This window comes from Streptomyces sp. NBC_00322 (genome assembly GCF_036147535.1).
Classification (GTDB): Bacteria; Actinomycetota; Actinomycetes; order Streptomycetales; family Streptomycetaceae; genus Streptomyces.
Genome location: NZ_CP108019.1, coordinates 7,850,038 through 7,868,984, shown reverse-complemented (window position 1 = coordinate 7,868,984; position 18,947 = coordinate 7,850,038). Strand labels below are relative to the sequence as shown.

The 18,947-nt window shown below is 70.9% G+C and carries 15 protein-coding genes; 13 read left to right on the top strand and 2 right to left on the bottom strand.

Annotated features, from left to right (window positions below; all coding sequences use genetic code 11):
• Window positions 1-160 precede the first annotated feature (160 nt).
• From OG905_RS35910 to OG905_RS35850, 13 genes are all read left to right on the top strand, one after another.
• The gene (locus tag OG905_RS35910; protein WP_328681007.1) at window positions 161-616 is read left to right on the top strand and encodes a HEAT repeat domain-containing protein; all 456 of its coding nucleotides are present in this window, start codon (window positions 161-163) and stop codon (window positions 614-616) included.
• A complete protein-coding gene (locus OG905_RS35905; protein ID WP_328681006.1) occupies window positions 613-1,278 on the top strand; it encodes a hypothetical protein in 666 nt (221 codons plus the stop codon). Before OG905_RS35910 ends, OG905_RS35905 begins: the two co-directional genes overlap by 4 nt.
• 3 nt (window positions 1,279-1,281) lie before the next feature.
• Window positions 1,282-1,632, top strand: coding sequence for a hypothetical protein (locus OG905_RS35900; protein ID WP_324979539.1), 351 nt, complete (start codon window positions 1,282-1,284; stop codon window positions 1,630-1,632).
• The gene (locus tag OG905_RS35895) at window positions 1,625-2,764 is read left to right on the top strand and encodes a hypothetical protein (RefSeq protein WP_328681002.1); all 1,140 of its coding nucleotides are present in this window, start codon (window positions 1,625-1,627) and stop codon (window positions 2,762-2,764) included. The genes OG905_RS35900 and OG905_RS35895 overlap by 8 nt, the downstream gene beginning before the upstream one ends.
• Before the next feature lie 40 nt (window positions 2,765-2,804).
• The gene (locus tag OG905_RS35890) at window positions 2,805-3,332 is read left to right on the top strand and encodes a phage baseplate assembly protein V (RefSeq protein WP_328681001.1); all 528 of its coding nucleotides are present in this window, start codon (window positions 2,805-2,807) and stop codon (window positions 3,330-3,332) included.
• Window positions 3,329-3,700, top strand: coding sequence for a hypothetical protein (locus tag OG905_RS35885; RefSeq protein WP_328681000.1), 372 nt, complete (start codon window positions 3,329-3,331; stop codon window positions 3,698-3,700). The genes OG905_RS35890 and OG905_RS35885 overlap by 4 nt, the downstream gene beginning before the upstream one ends.
• Window positions 3,697-4,065, top strand: coding sequence for a GPW/gp25 family protein (locus OG905_RS35880; RefSeq protein ID WP_266487781.1), 369 nt, complete (start codon window positions 3,697-3,699; stop codon window positions 4,063-4,065). The genes OG905_RS35885 and OG905_RS35880 overlap by 4 nt, the downstream gene beginning before the upstream one ends.
• Complete coding sequence (locus OG905_RS35875) at window positions 4,062-7,229, top strand: putative baseplate assembly protein (protein WP_328680992.1); 3,168 nt, start codon at window positions 4,062-4,064, stop codon at window positions 7,227-7,229. Before OG905_RS35880 ends, OG905_RS35875 begins: the two co-directional genes overlap by 4 nt.
• Window positions 7,226-10,978 carry a putative baseplate assembly protein gene (locus OG905_RS35870; protein WP_328680989.1) on the top strand — a complete coding sequence of 1,251 codons (3,753 nt, stop codon included), beginning with the start codon at window positions 7,226-7,228 and terminating at the stop codon, window positions 10,976-10,978. Before OG905_RS35875 ends, OG905_RS35870 begins: the two co-directional genes overlap by 4 nt.
• The gene (locus OG905_RS35865) at window positions 10,975-13,134 is read left to right on the top strand and encodes a hypothetical protein (RefSeq protein WP_328680988.1); all 2,160 of its coding nucleotides are present in this window, start codon (window positions 10,975-10,977) and stop codon (window positions 13,132-13,134) included. Before OG905_RS35870 ends, OG905_RS35865 begins: the two co-directional genes overlap by 4 nt.
• A gap of 40 nt (window positions 13,135-13,174) precedes the next feature.
• Window positions 13,175-14,767 (top strand): DUF6519 domain-containing protein, encoded by a 1,593-nt coding sequence (locus OG905_RS35860; protein ID WP_328680986.1) that lies wholly within the window; start codon window positions 13,175-13,177, stop codon window positions 14,765-14,767.
• A gap of 26 nt (window positions 14,768-14,793) precedes the next feature.
• On the top strand, window positions 14,794-15,678 hold the full coding sequence (locus OG905_RS35855; protein ID WP_328680984.1) for a peptidoglycan-binding protein: 885 nt from the start codon (window positions 14,794-14,796) through the stop codon (window positions 15,676-15,678).
• A 277-nt stretch (window positions 15,679-15,955) separates the two neighbouring features.
• Window positions 15,956-16,885, top strand: a complete 930-nt coding sequence (locus OG905_RS35850) for an ornithine cyclodeaminase family protein (protein ID WP_328680983.1) — start codon at window positions 15,956-15,958, stop codon at window positions 16,883-16,885.
• A gap of 45 nt (window positions 16,886-16,930) precedes the next feature.
• Here the strand turns inward: OG905_RS35850 and OG905_RS35845 are convergent, their stop codons facing one another.
• Window positions 16,931-18,340, bottom strand: a complete 1,410-nt coding sequence (locus OG905_RS35845; RefSeq protein WP_328680981.1) for an NADP-dependent succinic semialdehyde dehydrogenase — start codon at window positions 18,338-18,340, stop codon at window positions 16,931-16,933.
• A 17-nt stretch (window positions 18,341-18,357) separates the two neighbouring features.
• Entirely contained in the window at window positions 18,358-18,744 is a 387-nt protein-coding gene (locus OG905_RS35840; protein ID WP_328680979.1) for a hypothetical protein, read from the bottom strand.
• Window positions 18,745-18,947: the final 203 nt, after the last annotated feature.

Below are 18,947 nucleotides of genomic sequence, written 5' to 3'. Positions count from 1 at the left end.
CATCGGAAGTAGCAAGGTGGATCCCATGCCAGCAAATCACTCGACACGCACTCGCCGTCTGGTACTCAAACAGCGCGACTGGACGGAGGCCAGCCGCTTCGCCGAACAGCACAGCTGGCCTGAGGAACCCGCTGAGGACAGTGGAACGGGAAGGAAGTCCATGGTCTGGTCCCTCGATGAAGACACCGTCTTCCAGGTGACCCGGGACCGCACCTCCGGCGAATTCTGCTGTTTCTTCTACGGCTCGGACCGCGACGAACTGGTGAGGCTGCTCGGTGAAGCGGAGCAGGAGCTGGACGTCTGGCGCATCCCCGAGCTCCTCAACGAACCCTACGAGGAGACCGACCCACGCATGCTGGTCCAGTCCATCTTCCGGCTGGGGCTGGGCGCACCACCGGTCCACTCCCCTGAGTTCATGCCTCCGCTGGCGAACGCCCTTGCCCATGAGAACCCCATGGTGCGAGCCGCGGCAGCCCGTACCACCGCCTACATGGAGTGGCCGGAACTGTTCCCGATCGTCCAGGCGATGGCGGAAGGCGACACAGACCAACGAGTGCAAGCGGAAGCGGAGAAGATCGTGACTGTATATCGTCGAGCCGGGCTCGGTGACGCATGACCCGCTACGCAGACATCCCCAAGCCCATCCGCTCCGGCATCGTCGTCGTCGACCCCGAGCGCGGCACCCCCCAGCGCATCATCGTCCTCCAGTTCAACCCCGACACCCTCGAACGCTCCCTCGCCCCCCAATCCGCCGGAGGAAGCGGTGACGCCGGCGGAGGAGGCAGCGGAGGGGACCGCAACGAGGCCCTCCGGCTCAAGGGGCCCGCCGAGGAGAGTTGGAAGTTCACCGCGGAGATCGATGCCACCGATCAGTTCGAGGTCGCCGCGCCCGACGGGATTCATCCGCAGCTCGCGACGCTGGAGATGCTCGTGCATCCCACCAGCGCTCAGCTTCGCGAGGCCTCCCGCCGGACCCAGAAGGGCACCATCGAGATCAGCCCGATCGAGATGCCGCTGACCCTCTTCACCTGGGGGAGCAAGCGCGTCATGCCCGTGCGGCTCACCGAACTGTCCATCAACGAGTCGGCGTTCGACGTCAATCTCAATCCCATACGGGCAAGCCTCGGCATCGGCATGAAGGTGCTCAGCGTGAGCGATCTGCCCGCCGGGCATCGCGGGGCCGACCTGTATCTCGCACATCTGGCGCAGAAGGAACGGCTCGCCGCCGCCGCGCGGGGCGGGCGGCTGGCCGAGCTCGGGCTGGGACGGGGGCTGTAGGACGTGATCGATCCTTATGAGAGTGCGCTGGACGCGATCCCGGGGGCGCATCCCTACCCCCGCACCAGCCGGTACCACGACGCGGAGATCGGCGTGCACCGCCTCCCGGACGGCACCGAAGTGCGGTACACCAAGCGGCGTTTGCTGCCTCCGCTCAGCGAGGCCGCCGGCGAGACCGCGCCGCACACGGTCAGCAGCGGCGAGCGGCCCGACCATCTCGGGCAGCGCTATTTCGGCGACCCCGGGCAGTGGTGGCAGATCGCGGACGCCAATCCCGTACTCGACCCGCAGGAGCTGACCGCCGAGCCGGGGCGGACGATCGACATTCCTCTGCCGGGTGGGTTCCATGGCTGATGAGCCCATCGGGAGCGGGCCCGTCCATCTCACCCTGCACATGGGGCCCAAGCTCACCCGCCCGGTGCCGGCCGAGGTGGCCGAGGCTCTGCTGTCCGCGCAGATCACCATGACCGCCGGGGAACGGAGCGGGTTCCAGTTCGCCTTCGATCTGACCAAGCGGGGGCTGATCACACAACGGCTGCTGCCCGAGGGGTTCTTCGATCCGAAGACCAGGGTGATCGTTACGACGTCCGTCAAGGGCACGCCGACGGTGATCCTGGACGGGCTGATCGTGCGGCAGGAAGTGGGCGCCAGCAATCAGCCGGGGCAGACCACGCTCACCGTCACCGGTGAGGATCTGACCCTGCTGATGGATCTGGAGGAGCGGACGGACCGGTATCCGAATCTCGGCCCCGCACAGCGCGTCGAGCGGATTCTGCGGAGGTACGCGGACTACGGAATCGATCCCTGGATCATTCGTGAGCAGATCCATCAGCCGCCTCGCGAGCAGCTGCGCGTCGACTACCAGACCGGCACGGATCTGCAGTATCTGAACGAGCTGGCCCGCGCCAACGGATACACCTTCTATCTGGAGCCGGGACCGGGCATCGGCCGGTCCGTCGCCTTCTGGGGTCCCGAGCAGCGACTCGGTCAGCGCCAGCACGCGCTGAACGTCAACATGGACAACAACTCCACCGTCGACCAGCTGACCTTCGCCTACGACGGGACGGCCAGGGAAGAGCCCCAGGCCCGCGTCCAGGATCCGCGCACCCGCGACGTGCGGCTGCTGGCGCAGCCCGACATCAGCCCGCTGCGGCCACCGCTCGGCCTCCGCGCCTCCCCCGCCCTCAAGCGCAAGACCCTTTCCGGTACGGCGAAGAAGGAGCTCGGGCAGGCCGAGGCCGAGACCCTCGCCAGGGCCGCGACGTCCGCGGACGCGATTTCCGGATCGGGGTCGCTGGATGTCAACCGGCACGGATATGTCCTGCGGCCACGGGAGTTGGTGGGGGTGCGCGGCTCGGGCGTGACGTACGACGGCGACTACTACGTCAAGAGCGTGACGCACAACCTCAGGCCCGGCTCGTACCAGCAGAACTTCACGCTCTCCCGCGAGGGCCTCATCGCCCGCAGCAGGACAGTGCGCCCGTAAAGACGCGTCCGCAGAGACGTGAGGACCAGGAGAACTTCGCATGGCTGCAGGACCGAACAACCGGTTTCTCGGCAAGTTCCGGGGGCGGGTGATCGACAACAAGGACCCGCTCAAGCTCGGCCGGATCACGGCCCAGGTACCGGATGTGCTCGGCGACGAGGCCTCCACCTGGGCGCTGCCCTGTCTGCCGTTCACCGGACGGCAGGCGGGTCAGTACGTCGTGCCCGAGATCGGTGCCGGTGTGTGGATGGAGTTCGAGCAGGGGGACCCCAGCTTCCCCATCTGGACGGGGAGTTGGTACGGAGACGCCTCCGAGCTGCCGCCCCGGGCGAGCGCCGAGCTGCCCGGCTCTCAGCCGGTGGTCATCCAGACGCCGGGCGCTCACAAGCTGGTGATGTCGGACGTGCCCGGCGGTACGGGGATTCTCCTTGAGGCCAAGGGCGGCGCGTACATCCAGATCGACGAGAAGGGCGTGACGATCGGCAACGGCAAGGGGGCGTCGATCGTGCTGATCGGCGACGAGGTCAACATCAACGAGGGCCGGCTGATCGTGCCGAAGAAGCGATGAGCACAGGGCCCAAGGGAACGGGGAGTTACGTGTTGTCGGGGAATCTCGTGAACGGCGGCAGCGTGATCAGCTGCCCGCACGGCGGCCGGGTCGTGCCCGCCTCCGCCCCGTCGTCCGGCGTCCGGATCGACGGCCATCAAGTGCCCACCGCCGCCGGCGTCTTCATCGTCAGCGGCTGCCGCCACACCGTCGACGGCGTACCGCATCCGTGCGCCACCGTCCGCTGGACACCGCACCGCGACAGCGTGCTCATCGACGGCTCACCCGTGCTGCTGGACAGCACATCCGCGCTCTGCTTCAGCGCAGCGCTGGTGCCGCAGGGCCCGCCGGTGGTCACCGCGTCGGCGCGGGGGGTGTCGTCGCGATGAGGAGCGATATCGCCTTCCCCTTCCGCACGGACCGGCGGGGACGCACCGCGCACGCCGCGTACGACGAGCATGTGCGTGATCTGATCGAGCAGTTGCTGTTCACCAGCCCCGGCGAGCGTGTGATGCGCCCCGACTTCGGCTGTGGGCTGCTCGATCTCGTCTTCACGCCCAACAGCCCCGAACTGGCTTCCGCGCTCGAACTGTCGGTGCAGGCGTCCCTGCAGCGCTGGCTGGGTGAGCTGATCGAGGTGGAGGCCCTGGACGTGGTGAGCGAGGAGAACGTGGTCCGGGTGTATCTGCGCTACGTGGTGCGCTCCACCGCGAGCCGGCGCGACGACGTGTTCGAGGGGAGCGGCCCGGCATGAGCGGTACGAGCAAGGAGTTGGTCTGCCGTGCGGACGGCAGGCGCGCCAAGGTACGGGCCGCGCAGCTCGGCGGTGTGGACGCCGTGGAGGTCGGTGACGACGGGCTGACGCTCACCGTCACCTTCCTCGGCAAGGCGCCCCACGGGCTGTGCCCGGAGAACATCCGCATCGACGGCGGGCGCCGGATCACCGGCATCGAGGCCGTCGAGGTGTCCGTCGAGCGCGAGGAGGACCCGGAGCTCGACGACCGGCTGTTCGTGACGCTGGACCGCACGGGCGACACGTCCCGGTACACGCTCTCCGTCGTGGACACCGATCCGTACGGACGGCCCGGCACCGAGCCCTTTCCCGGCTTCGACCAGCGCTATTTCTCCGCCGGGTTCGACTTCCGGCCCGACTGCCCGACCCCCTTCGACTGCAAGGACGAGCAGCCCGACTGCCCGACTGCCTTCCCCGCCGCACCGGTCATCGACTACACCGCGCGCGACTACGACACGATCCGCCGCCTGATCCTGGACCGGCTGGCGCTGACCACGCCTGACTGGGTGGAGCGCAATGCGGCCGACCTCGGCACGACGCTGGTCGAGCTCCTCGCCCACACCGCCGACCGGATCAGCTATCAGCAGGACGCGGTGGCGACAGAGGCGTATCTCGACACGGCCCGCCGCCGCGTCTCCGTCCGCCGTCATGTGCGGCTCATCGACTACCCGATGCACGACGGCGTCAACGCACGCGCTTTCGTCGCGGTCGAGACCGAACGGCCGCTGACGCTGCGTCCCGGCTCATACCGCTTCGCGGCCGTCGACGTCCGCAGCCTGGGGCCGCGCGACAGGCCGGCGATCGGCACCGTCATCGACGACCGGGACCTGGCCGTGCTGGAGGAGCGAGGATCGGTCGAGGTGTTCGAGCCGGTCGTCGCCGACGAGCCGCTGGCGCTGCGCCCCGAGCACAACACCATCCGCTTCTGGACCTGGGGCGACGAGGTGTGCTCGCTGCCCAAGGGCGCCACATCCGCGACGCTGCGGGACGCGTGGGCGGACGAGGAGTGCTCGGTCAGGTCGCTGGAGTTGGCTCCGGGCGATCTGCTGCTGATCGAGGAGGTGCTGGGGGCACGCTCCGGTACGCCGGGCGACGCCGACCCCGCCCACCGTCAGGCCCTACGCCTCACCTCGGTCACGCCGGGCGTGGACCGGCTGGCCGACCAACCAGTGCTGGAGGTCACCTGGGCGCAGGAGGACGCGCTGGCCTTCCCCGTCTGTCTGTCGACGCGGGGCGGCTCGGACTGCGAGACGGTCGAGGATGTGAGCGTGGCGCGCGGGAATGTCGTGCTCGTCGACCATGGGCGCTCGCTCACGTTCTGCGGCGGGACGCCGGAGACGGTCACCGTGCCTCCCGCGACCGCCGTCCTCGGTTCCTGCGATCCGTCCGGCTTCGGCTGCTGGGACCGCAAGGAGGGCAACGCCACCGCGGATCTGATCAACGCCCGTCTGGAGCAGACCCGTTGTGGGCGGCTGCTGACCGCCGATCAGATTCGGGAGCTGTTCACCGTCGTCGGCGAGGACCAGACGGGACGCGCCGGTCTCGGCCTGGAACTCGCGGGCCGCCGACGGGAGAAGGTCGTCCCCGGTACCGCCTACGAGCAGGCCGAGGCGCTTGAGACCCTGCTGGCTCAGGTCGTCTACCCCGGTATCCCGGCGCGCTTCCGGCCGGTGCTGCAGCGCTCCCCCGTCGTCCAGTCGGTGCCGTTCCCCGACCCGCGTCATGTCTCGGCGGGACAGTCCACCCGGCTGGCCGCCATCCCCGGACGCGTCCGGCAGCGGCTGGTGGAACTGTGGCGCAGCGCCCGCGACTGCGACGGACTGACGGAAGCTGAAATCGCCGAGCTGACAGTGCTGTTCGGCCTGCGGGTGCTGGAGCGTCTGGAGCTGCGCCGTCATCCGGTGCGCGCGCTGCGGGAGTTGCTGCATCGCAGCGAAAGGCTGCTGGCCGCGAAGCTGCGTCGTCTCGAGGTGCTGACGGCCCGGGCGCGGGCCGGTGCGGTGCTGGACGACTCCATCGCCTGGGAGATCACCCACACCTGGGGCGCCGAGTACTCGGCGGGGATCGATCCGGACGAGCCGGTGCTGCGGGGTCCCGCGGCCTCGCTCGTACAGGATCCGCGGGCCGCGCTTCCCGCCGTGACACTCGCGGACGGCGAGACGTGGTGGACCGCGAAGCGGGATCTGCTCGACTCGGGTGCGCGCGAGCGGCACTTCGTCGGTGAGCTGGAGGACGACGGCCGGATCGCGCTGCGGTTCGGGGACGGGCGCCACGGCGCCCGCCCGCAGCCGGGCGCACGGCTGGAGCTGCACTACCGGCTCGGCGGTGGCACCGCCGGCAATGTCGGCGCGGAGTCCATCAACCATCTGGTGCTGTGCCGTGATCCCGAGGACGCGGACGCCGGGAACCCGATGCCCGTCGCGGGTGTACGCAATCCGCTGCCCGCCGTCGGCGGCACGGAGCCCGAGCCGGTGGAGCAGGTGCGCCAGCTCGCCCCGCTCGACCTGAAGCGCACCCGGCTGCGGGCCGTCACCGCCGAGGACTATGCGGCACTGGCGTCGAAGCTGCCCGGCGTGCAGCGCGCGGCCGCCGAGATCCGATGGACCGGCAGCGTGCAGGAGGCGCATGTCGCCGTCGACGCGCTGGGCAACGGGGACGCGTCCCCGGAACTGCTCGACTCGGTGGCGTACGCACTGGAGAGCTACCGCCGGATCGGGCACGACCTGGTGGTGGGGCCCGCGCGGTCCGTGCCGCTGGACATCGCGCTGGCGGTGTGCGCGGCGCCCGGTCATCAGCACGGCCAGATTCTCGCCGAGCTGTACCGGCTCCTCGGCAACCGCCCGCTGACCGGCGGACGGCTCGGCTTCTTCGACCCCGACGCGCTGACCTTCGGTGAACCGGTGCGGCTGAGCCGTCTGGTGGCGGCAGCCGCGGCGGTGCAGGGCGTGGAGAGCGTACGGGTGACCCGGCTGCGACGGCTTTTCCACGAAGACCCACTCGACGACACGGCACTGGAGGCAGGCGTGCTGCGGCTCGGCCCGCTGGAGATCGCGCGTTGCGACAACGACCCCGACCGGCCGGAGCTCGGCCGGCTCTCGATCGAGCTCGGCGGAGGTGCGCGATGAGCGGCTCCTGCGGTTGCGGCTGCGGCGGGCACGACGAACGCCACGCGCCCAAGGCCCTGTACAACGCTCCGGGCCGCACGGCCCTGAACTACCGGGTCGGGGAGTACGGCTCGTTCCTGGCGGCCATGCTCGACCGGCTCGCCTCCCCCGCCTATCCGGCGCTGCGCGGGCTGACCGTCCGCACCCCGGACGATCCGTCGATCGGACTGCTCGACGCGTGGGCGGCCGTGGGCGATCTGCTCACCTTCCACTCCGAGCGCATCGCCGACGAGGGGTATCTGCGCACGGCCGACGAGCACCGTTCGCTGGCTCTGCTGGGGCGCCTTGTGGGACACCGGCCGCGGCCGGGCATCGCCGCCGACACCCATCTCGCGTACACGCTGGACAGGGATCCGCGGGCCGAGGACGTGCCGGTGCTGATCCCGCGCGGCGCGCGCGCCAACAGCGTGCCCAGCACCTCCGACGAGGAGTCGCAGGCCTTCGAGACCGGCGAAGACCTCATCGCGCGCTGGGCGTGGAACGAGCTCGCGGTGCGCCGGCGCCGGCCGGCGCTGCTCACCCCGGACGATCTGCGCGGGCGCCCGGAGATCTTCGTCTCCGGGACCGACACCTCCCTGCAGACCGGGGACAGGCTGCTCTTCGTCTTCGGCGGGGACAAGGACACCCCCGGGCAGCGGCTGCTGCTTCCAGTGGCACGTATCCGCATCGACCGGGACGACGAGGTCACGGCGATCGGGCTGCCGCAGTCCGCCCCGCCCTCGCTGTCCGAGCTGGTGGCCGAGCTGCGCGAGTGGATCACCGAGGACGAGCGGGAGGTCGAGGAGGGTGACCCGACCCCCGACAACCCCAACCCGCGCCCTGTCAGCCGGATCATCGAGGACTTCGACACTCAGGTGCTCGCGCCGCTGCGTGCGGATCTGGCCGGGATCAAGACGCCCGCGCAGTTCGCGGCGCGGCTCGTCGAACCGCACGACCGGCTCGCGGAGGCGCAGGCGATAGCCGCGCCGTACGAGGAAGTGGCCGCCTGGTTCGAGCAGTTGGAGGCCGTGGTCGGCGAGCTGATGGAGCGGGCGGCCGATCTGGAGCCTTCCCGCGCACAGACTCCGGAGGCGGCTTCGGACTCACCGGCGATGCGGGCGCTCGGCGCCGTACTTCCCGCGCTGCGCACCCGCGTGGTGCGGCCGCCCTCCGGGGCGCGCACGCTGTCCCACGATCCTGGCCGGTACTTCGCGCCGGGTTCCGACCTCGGTGCGCAGCTGCTGTCGGCGCTCGATCCGCGGGTCGCCGACGGCATGTACGCGGCGTGGCGGCGGGCGGCGCCTGCCGTGCCCGCGCTGCTGCGGGAGCTTCAGGCGATGCGGGTGACCGCCGCGCCGTTCGGGGCGACGGCGCCGCTCAAGCCCGTGCAGGACGAGCGCGGGCGGGTGATCCGGCAGACGGACTGGCCGGTGAGCGGCGGGGAACTCACCACGATGCGGATCGTGTACGACACGGCCGGACGGGTTCCGGTGCGCGCCGAGTTCCAGCACATCGAGACAGGGTCCTCGTGGCAGCGTTCGGAGAATCTGCCCACGGACACGAGCTTCGGTCTGGGGCCCGGCAGGGTCTCGCTGCAGACCCGGGTGGGCCAGGACCACGATCTGAGCTGGCTGACCAGGCGACCCGCGGACTCCCAGGAGCCCGGTGTGACGGCCGAGTTCTCCCAAGGGCTTCCGGAGCGGACGCTGTTCGTGTCGAGGCCCGCCGAGGACGGGCGGGTGCATGTGGCGGTGCAGAACGGCCAGCCGCTCAACTGGCTGCTGGCTCCCGGTGAGCACAAGCAGGTCACCCACGGCGGTGTGGAGGTGACGGCGCGGTACACGGTCGGCAGCGAGCCCGCGAATGTCGAGATCGGCATCGCGACCGTGCCGGAGCAGGCGAACCGTCATGTGCTTCCGCTCGACTCGGTACAGGACGGGATCACGGTCGGCAGCTGGGTCGCGATCGAGCGTCCCCGCAAGGGCTCCGGGGAACCCGACGGCATCCCGGGCGACAAGAAGCTCGCGTTCGTGACCACCCGGGTCACCGCCGTGCGCACGGCCGCCTACACCAATTACGGGATCACCGGCCGCGGCACCGAGCTGACGCTCGCCGATCCGTGGCTGGACGAGCACGACGTCCTGCTCTCGGCGATCCGGGACGCGACCGTGCACGCGGGCGGTGAGGCGCTGCGGCCCGCCGACGAGCCGCTGGGCGAGGACGTTCACGGCAATGAGCTCGAACTGGCCGAGCTGTACGACGGGTTGCGGCCCGGCCGTCATCTGGTGGTCTCGGGCGAGCGCACCGACATCCCCGACACGGCAGGGGTCCGCGGCACCGAACTGGTGGTGATCACGGCCGTTGAGCAGCAGCTCGACCCGCACCTGCCCGGCGATCACGTACATACGAAGCTGACTCTCACCACGGATCTGGCCTACCGCTACCGCCGTGACACCGTGCGCGTCCAGGGCAATGTGGTGGCCGCAACCCACGGCGAGAGCCGCGACGAGCCGATCGGCAGCGGCGACGCCGACCGGGCCAACCAGACGTTCACGCTGTGGCAGTCGCCGCTGACGTGGCTGCCCGCCGACAATCCCCTGGGCGCGACGCCCACCCTTGAGGTGCGCGTCGACGGACTGCTGTGGCACGAAGTGGACAGTCTGGCGGGGCGTGGTCCGCGCGAGCGCGCATATGTCTCGGGGACGGCCGGGGACGGGCGTACGACGGTGACCTTCGGCGACGGGGTGCACGGCGCACGGCTGTCCACCGGGCACGAGAACGTCCGGGCCCGGTACCGCTTCGGCACCGGCAGGGCCGCCAACGTGCGGGCGGATCGCATCACTCAGGCGGTCTCCCGGCCGCTGGGCGTCAGTGCCGTCACCAACCCGCAGCCCGCCACGGGCGGCGCGGACGCCGACGGTCCGGGACTGACCCGGCGCACGATCCCGCTGGCGGTCTCGGCGCTGGACCGGCTTGTGTCCGTCGAGGACTACGAGGACTTCGCGCGCTCGCGTGCGGGCATCGGGCGGGCCGCGGCCCGCGAGATCTTCGACGGCCGGCGCCGGGTGCTGCATGTGACGGTCGCCGGGGTCGACGACATCGCGATCGCCGAAGACTCGGAGGTGCTGCGTGCGCTGCGCTCGTCGCTGGCCGAGTACGGCGACTCGCGCCTGCCGGTCAGGGTGGACGTGCGCGAGCTGGTACTGCTGCTGCTCGCGGCGAAGGTGAAGGTCGCCCCCGACCACACCTGGAGCGTCGTCGAGCCACGGTTGCGACGGGCGCTGCTGACCCGATTCGGCAGCGGGTGGCGCGAGTTGGGCCGCCCCGCGCGCCTGTCCGAGGTGCTGGCGACCGCCCACTCGGTGCCCGGTGTCGACTATGTCGACGTGGATGTGTTCACCGGTGTGCCCGCGTCCGTGACGCCCGACGAGCTGACAGGGCTGGCGAGTTCGCTCGACCGGCCGCGCACCGCGGTCGGGGCTCGGCTCGCCGAGTACGACGAAGCAGTGCACCGCGTCACCGCCGACGACGGCGAAACGCTCACCCGGGTCGCCGCCGGGCACGGCATCTCGCTCGCCGAACTGCTGCGGCTGAACCCGGACATCACTGATACCCGGCGGCTGGAGAAGGGCCGGGCCGTGTTCGTCTTCCGCGGCATCCGGCCCGCACAGCTCGCCCTGCTCTCCCCGCATGTCGCGGACACGCTGATTCTGACGGAGGTCACCTCATGACCAGGGAACCGGACGGCCTCGCTGATCTGCTTCCGCAGTGGCACCGCCTGCGGGACGCCGAGGGCGGGGAGCCGCTGCGGGCCCTGCTCGCGGTGATCGCCGAGCAGGTCGACAGGGTGCGGGACGGGGTCGAGCAGGGCTACGAGGACTGGTTCGTGGAGACCGCGGCGCCCTGGGTGCTGCCGTATCTCGGCGATCTGGTCGGCTACTCCCCGCTGCCGGGCTACGAACGCGTGCAGGCGCAGGGTCTGGAGGGTGAGGGCGGGGACGATTCGCGCCTGCGGCTCGCCGAGGCCTTGGCACCGCGCCGCGATGTGGCAGCCACGGTCGCCAACCGGCGCCGCAAGGGCACCCTCGCCCTCCTTGAGGAGCTGGCGGAGGACGTCGCCGGATGGCCTTCGCGAGCCGTGGAGTTCTCCCGGCTCGTCTCCCACCAGCAGCCGGTGAAGCTGTACGGATCGGGCACTCAAGCCGCCAACGCGCGCCGCCGGGAGCGCGGCAGGCTCGTGGACGTACGCGAGGGTGCGGCCCTCGATCTGGCGGGCGGGCCGTTCGGGACCGTGGCGCAGTCGGTGAATGTGCGGCGGGCCAACTCGGCGCGCGGTCAGGGCGGTTACTCCCCCGCCGGGGTGGGCCTCTTCGTCTGGCGGCTGAAGCCGTACCCCGTGACCGGGGCGCCCGCGTACTGCATCGACCGGGCCCGCAACCTGTACACCTTCTCGATTCTCGGCAATGACACTCCGCTGGTGACCAAGCCGGTCCCCGAGCCCTCGGCGACCCATGTCGCGACGATCGACAACGTGCCCGCCCACATCCGGCGCCGGCAGCTCGCCGACCGGCTCGCGGACTACTACGGACCGGGCAAGAGCTTCACGATCTGGCGCGACGGCCAGGACGAGCCCGTGCCGCTCTCGGACATCGTGGTGGCGGACCTGACCCACTGGCGCTACCGGCCCAAGCGCGGCCAGGTGGCGGTCGATCCGGCGCTCGGCAGGATCGCGTTCGGTTCGCGGTCCGCGCCGCGGCAGGGCGTCTGGGTCACCTACCACTACGCGTTCGCGGACGATACGGGCGGCGGCGAGTACCCGCGTGAGCGTGAGGCGCCGACGGCGGCGAAGGTCTACCGGGTCGGCCCGGACCAGAGCTACCAGCGGATCATGGACGCGTACAACGACTGGCAGCGCGAGCGGCGTTCCGGGCAGTGCGGCCCCGAAGGCATCATCGAGATCACGCACAGCGGTGCCTACCAGGAGCAGCTGGACTTCGATCTGGATCCGGGCGACCGTCTTGAGGTGCGCGCCGCCGAGGGAACCAGGCCGGTCATCCGGCTGCTCGACTGGTACAGCAACCGGCCCGACGCGCTCAACATCCGCGCCCAGGAGGACTGCGAGGGTGAGCCTCCGCGGATCGTGCTCGACGGTCTGCTGATCACCGGTCGCGGGCTCAATGTCACCGGTCCGGTGGGCGCGGTCGGACTGCGGCACTGCACGCTCGTACCGGGCTGGTCGCTGGAACCTGAGTGCCATCCGCACTCCCCCGACGAACCCAGCCTGGTCCTGGACCGCACCACCGCGTGTGTGTCGATCGAGCGCAGCATCCTTGGCACCATCGAGGTCATCGGCGACGAGGTGAACCACGACCCGCTGCCCATCCACATCCGGGACAGCATCCTGGACGCCACCGGCCACGACCGGGCGGCTCTGTCCGCGCCGGACTGCCGCCTCGCGCACGCCGTGCTCCACGCGCATCGCACCACCGTCATCGGTGAAGTCCACACCCATGCCGTGGAGATCGCCGAGAACAGCGTCTTCACCGGGCGGATGCAGGTGGCGCGTCGGGGCATCGGCTGTATGCGTTTCTCGTACGTGCCTCCCGGCTCACGCACTCCGCGCCGCCACCACTGCCAGCCGGACCTGGTGGGCAGTCAGAACGCCCAGCCGGTCCGCCCGCTGTTCACCAGCGAGCGCTATGGCACGCCCGCGTACGGGCAACTCGCCGCCGGCTGCGCGGAGGAGATCAAGCGGGGCGCCGAGGACGGTTCCGAGATGGGCGCCTTCCACGACCTGTACCAGCCCCAGCGCGAGGACAGCCTGCGGGCCCGGCTCGCCGAGTACACCCCGGCCGGTACCGACGCCGGGATCATCCCCGTCACCTGACACGACATCAACTGCCCAATCTTTGAGGGGGACCCCTTCCATGCACGCAGACATCTCCCGCAGCACCTTCCGGCCGGACCGGCACTACTCGGCTGTGATCGCCCAGCAGGGCCGCGTCCAGCTGGACGCCGATGCCAATGAGCAGACCGCGATCCAGCTGGCGCAGGCCCGTACCACCGCGGCCGATCTGATCGGACAGCACGGCGGGCCGCGCGGCGCGACCGGCTTCGAGCTCCACTTCCTGGGCGGGAGCCGGGAGTTGGACGATCTGTCCATCGGCGGCGGCCGCTATTACGTGGACGGCATCCTGCTGGACGCGACCCGCCCGCAGCCGGGCGTCCCGGTCGTGGACGACGCGCACAGCGCCGAGGAGGACGAGAAGGACGCGCCCGCCGACGCGCCCGCGCCGGCCGCGCCGCCGACCACCTGGACGTACTGGGACCAGCCCGACGGATACCGGGACGCCGAGCGTCCCGGCGACCGGCTGCCTTCCCAGTTCCCGTATCTCGCCTACCTGAAGGTGTGGGAGCGCTCGGTCACGGCTGCCGAGGACCCGCTGCTGCGTGAGGTCGCGCTCGGGTCGGCGATGCCCGACACCGCCGCCCGGCTGAAGGTCGTGTGGCAGGTCGTTGCGCTGCCCGGCTCGCAGCTGGAGCTGGCGGACGGGGCGACGAAGGACCAGGTTCGGGCGGCCTTCACGAAGTGGGCTGCCGCGCAGGCGCCGAGCGCGCGGATGGCGGCGCGCAGCGAGCGTCCCGAGCACGCTGACGAGGACCCGTGCCTGGTGAAGCCGGACGCCCGCTACCGGGGCCAGGAGAACCAGATGTACCGCGTGGAGATCCACGAGGGCGGCGCGGCCAAGGACGCGACCTTCAAGTGGTCGCGGGAGAACGGCTCGGTGACCTTCCCCGTAGACGGACTCGACGGCACCTGGGTGGAATTGGCCTCACTCGGCAGCGACGACAAGCTCGATCTGAACGTCGGTGACTGGGTCGAGTTCGCGGACACCGCCTACCTCAGCCGCAACGAGCCGCTGCCGCTGCTGCGGGTCGAGGAGCTCGACCTGCCAGGACGCCGGGTGCGGCTCTCGGCCGAGCCGGAACCCTCGGTGGGCCGCCGCCCCGAGCTCCACCCCTTCCTGCGGCGCTGGGACCACCGCTCGGGCTCCGGGCGCGCGAGCGGTTCCGGCCGTGCGAAGCAGGGCGCGGCCAAGCTGCGCCATGGAGCCCTGCGGATCGAGGAGGGCGGCTGGCTGCCGCTGGAGGACGGTGTGTTCGTCTACTTCGAGCCCGGCAAGACCTTTTCGACGGGCGACTACTGGACCGTGGCGGCGCGCACGGCGACGGGCAATGTCGAGTGGCCGACGGATGCGGCTCGCCGGCCGCTCCTCCAGGCCCCGGCGGGCAACCATGTGCACTATGCGCCGCTCGCCTGGGTGCTCGGCGAGGGCTCGGTGGCCGACCTGCGCCAGACCTTCGCCCCGCTGGCGGCGCCCATCCCGGCGGCCGATGCCGAGGCGCTGGCGGCGGAGGCCACGTACGAGGCGGAGGCAGCGGCCGCGGAGAGCACGGCGGCGGGCGGTTCGGACCCCGGCACGGCGGGGCAGGACGTCGAAGGACAGCCCGACCACTGACGTAGCACCTGGAAAGGAGCACCACGATGGCAACGCCTCTGACCGCCTCCCAACTGGTCAAGGTTCTGCGTGACGAAGGGCTTCAGGTCGTCGAGGAGCGGAGCTGGCGCACGCACAACCGCAACCACAAGGGGCCCTGGGGCCCCATGCACGGCGTGATGATCCATCACACCGTCACCAAGGGCACCCAGAACTCCGTGGACATCTGCTACGACGGCTACTCCAGCCTGCCGGGACCGCTGTGCCACGGGGTGATAGCCAAGGACGGCACGGTCCACCTGGTCGGCAACGGCCGGGCCAACCACGCCGGACTCGGCGACGACGACGTCCTGCGCGCGGTGATCAACGAGGCCGCCCTGCCCTCCGACAACGAGGCCAACACCGACGGCAACCGCTACTTCTACGGCTTCGAGTGCGTCAACCTCGGCAACGGCTCGGACCCGTGGCCTGCGGCGCAGCTGGAGGCGATCGAGAAGGCCGCGGCCGCGATCTGCCGGGCACACGGCTGGACGTACCGCTCGGTGATCGGCCACAAGGAGTGGCAGCCGGGGAAGGTCGACCCGCGCGGGTTCACGATGGACTCGATGAGAGCGCGGATCAAGGCGCGTCTGGGCGGCAGCCCGGACGGCCCGTCGAAGCCGCCCGCGCCGAAGCCGCCGGCGACGTTCGAGCCGTTCCCCGGCGCCGCGTTCTTCGCGCCGGGGCGGCGCAGCCCGATCATCACCGCGATGGGCAAGCGGCTGGTGGCCGAGGGCTGCGGGCGGTACGAGGAGGGCCCGAGCCCGGACTGGTCGGAGGCCGACCGGAAGTCGTACGCGGCGTGGCAGCGGAAGCTGGGGTTCTCGGGGAGCGATGCGGATGGGATCCCGGGGAAGGCGAGCTGGGACAAGCTGAAGGTGCCGAACGTCTGACCCGAGCCTTGCGGGTGCCTGTTCCCCGACCCGCCCTCCCCCAGACTCCGTCCGGGGGGACCCCCAACCTCCCCGCTCCTCAAACGCCGGACGGGCTGAAGTTCAGCCCGTCCGGCGTTTGAGGACATGCGGCCGAAGGTCGCATACGGGGGTCTGGGGGGCCTGCCCCCAGTTACGGGAAGGGGCGGGGTGGGGGAACGGCCCGGACGGTGCCGCGGGCCGCACGCGCCGGCCGGGTAACGTTCCGCCCCGCAAGGGCCCCGCACCGGAGGACCGCATGAGCCAACCCACCGTCATCGACGCCGACGACCTCCGCGCCGCCCTCCCCATGGCAACCGCCGTCACCGCCATCCAGCACGCCCTGCGCGACGGGCTCGACCCCGAGGCCGACCCGGCCCGTTCCGTCGTGCCGGTCGAGCACGGGCAGCTGCTGCTGATGCCCTCGCACTCCCGCCACTACGCGGGCGTCAAGATCGCCACCGTCGCGCCCGGCAATCCCGCGCTCGGGCTCCCCCGGATCCAGGGCAATTATCTGCTGCTGGACGCAGAGACGCTGAGCCCCCTCGCCGTGCTGGACGCTGTCGCGCTGACCGCGATCCGTACCGCCGCGGTGTCGGCGGCCGCCGCCGATCTGCTGGCCGTGGCGGAGCCCGAGCGGCTTGTCGTCTTCGGCACCGGCCCGCAGGCGCACAGCCATGTCGAGGCGCTGCGCGCGATTCGCCCGACGCTGCGGCACATCACGGTCGTGGGCCGCGACGAGGGCCGACTCGCCGCCTTCCTCGCGCAGTACGGTGATGCGGGACCGACCGTCGAGGCGGGCGCCCCCGACGCCGTGGCGCGCGCCGACCTGGTGGCCTGCTGCACCACGGCCCGTACTCCCCTCTTCGACGGCTCAACTCTGCCCGCGCATGCGACGGTCGTCGCCGTCGGCTCGCACGAACCCGAGGCGCGCGAGGTCGACGACACAACGGCCCGGCGGTCGATGGTCGTGGTCGAGGCGCACGGGGCCGCGCTGCGCGAGGCCGGTGACGTCATCCTCGCCGTCCGGTCGGGTGCGCTGGATGCCGGTTCCCTGGTGGGTCTGGCGGACCTCGTACGCGGCACGGTGAAGGCAGACACCTCTCGGCCCCGGCTCTTCAAGAGCGTCGGCATGGCCTGGGAAGATCTGGTCGTCGCCGGGGTCGTATACGAGTCCCGCCAGGCGTAGGGAAGTTCACTCGCCGCCGGGCGCCGTGCGGGCAATCCGGCAACCTCAGCGGCTCGCCGAGGGCTCCGCTCCGTGCCACACCGTGGTGACATTGCAGAACTCGCGGATCCCGTGACCCGACAACTCCCTGCCGTAGCCGGAGCGCTTGACGCCGCCGAACGGCAGCGCGGGATGGGAGGCAGTCATTCCGTTGAAGAAGACTCCACCCGCCTCGATGTCGCGGATGAAGCGGCTCACCTCCGCTTCGTCGCGCGTCCACACGTTGGAACTCAGCCCGAAGGGCGTGTCGTTGGCCAGATTCACCGCCTCGCCGACATCGGCCACGCGGTACACCGTGGCCACCGGACCGAATGCCTCCTCGTGGTGGATACGCATCTCGGGCTTCACGTCGACGAGGACCGTGGGCTCGTAGTACCAGCCCTCGTCCAGCTTCTCGGGGCGCTGTGCCCCGCAGCGGGCCGTGGCCCCCAGGCGCAGGGCGTCGACGACGAGCTCCTCCAGGTCGGCGCGGCCCTGTTCGGTGGAGAGCGGGCCGATGTCGGTGGAGTCCTGCATCGGATCGCCGACGGTCAGCTTCCGCATTCCCGCGGTGAAGCGTTCAAGGAAGTCCTCGTACACATCGGCGTGGACGATGAAACGCTTGGCCGCGATGCAGGACTGGCCGTTGTTCTGCACGCGGGCGGTCACCGCGGTCTGCGCCGCGCGTTCGATGTCGGCCGACGGCATCACGACGAAGGGGTCGCTGCCGCCGAGTTCCAGCACCGTCTTCTTCACCTCGTCACCGGCGATCGCCGCCACGGACCGGCCGGCCGGCTCACTGCCCGTCAGTGTCGCGGCGGCGACCCTGCGATCGCGCAGAACTCCCTCGACCGCGCCGGATCCGATCAGCAGCGTCTGGAAGCAGCCCTCCGGGTATCCGGCGCGCCGGAACAGCTCCTCCAGGTAAAGGGCGGTCTGGGGCACGTTCGACGCGTGCTTGAGCAGTCCGACATTGCCCGCCATGAGGGCGGGGGCGGCGAAGCGCACGACCTGCCAGAGGGGGAAATTCCACGGCATGACGGCCAGCACGACGCCCAGCGGGCGGTAGTGGACGCTCGCCCGCGAGGCTCCGGAGTCCCTCACATCGACGGTCGAGGGGGTCTCGTCGGCAAGGAGCTGCTCGGCGTGGGCGGCGTACCAGTGCATCGCCTTCGCGCACTTGGCCGCCTCGGCACGGGCGGCCGTGATCGGCTTGCCCATCTCGGTCGTCATGGTGCGCGCGATGGAGTGCTGATCCTCTTCCAGCAGGCTCGCGGCACGGTCGAGCAGTCCGGCCCGATCGCCGAATTCCGTGGTGCGGTGCTTCTGGAAGGCGGTCACCGCGAGCGCGAGACGTCGCTCGATCTCGTCCGGTCCGAGTGCGTCGAACGTCCTGAGCGTCTCACCGGTCGCGGGATTCACGGTGGCGATTGCCATGGCAGGTCCTCCTCGAACTATCCGCTGCCGCTCTCGAGAAGAAGCTGGACGTCCTTCTCCTGGTCACCCGCTGCCATGCCCTGCGCCTTGACGGCGAAGGCGTCGGCCAGCGTCTCGGTCATCCGGTCCACTCCCCAGTAGGTGCCCTGGAGATCCACTCTGACGGGCGCCGTCAACCGCACCGGTCCGGGCCTGGCGTGCAAGGGCGCGACCTCGAAGGTCGACGTCCACACGCTCGTGTGGACGTCCGAAGTGTCGTGGGAGGTGTAATCGGGTACGTCGTCGTCCGCGCGGTCCGAGGCGAACGACTGCCTCAGCAGCCGAAAGACGCTGTGTGCGTCCTCCTTGGCGCAGCTGCTGAGCGTCACGACGACAGGTGTCGTGTACTCCTGGGTGCTGTTCACGGTGATTCCTGCCTCTCGGGATCCGGTGCTGTGCCCTCCGCCGCCGGGCGGGCCCGCTCCAGCGAAGGGGTGCGCCTCCTACAGACTCACCCGGTGAGCCACCGTCTGCGACCGGACTCAGCCGGAGGGCTCGTCCGGCACGGGCTGCTCGGGGTGCACCGCGCGTCCGAGTCGTGGCTGCCGGCAGTCCTCAGCGGGGCGCC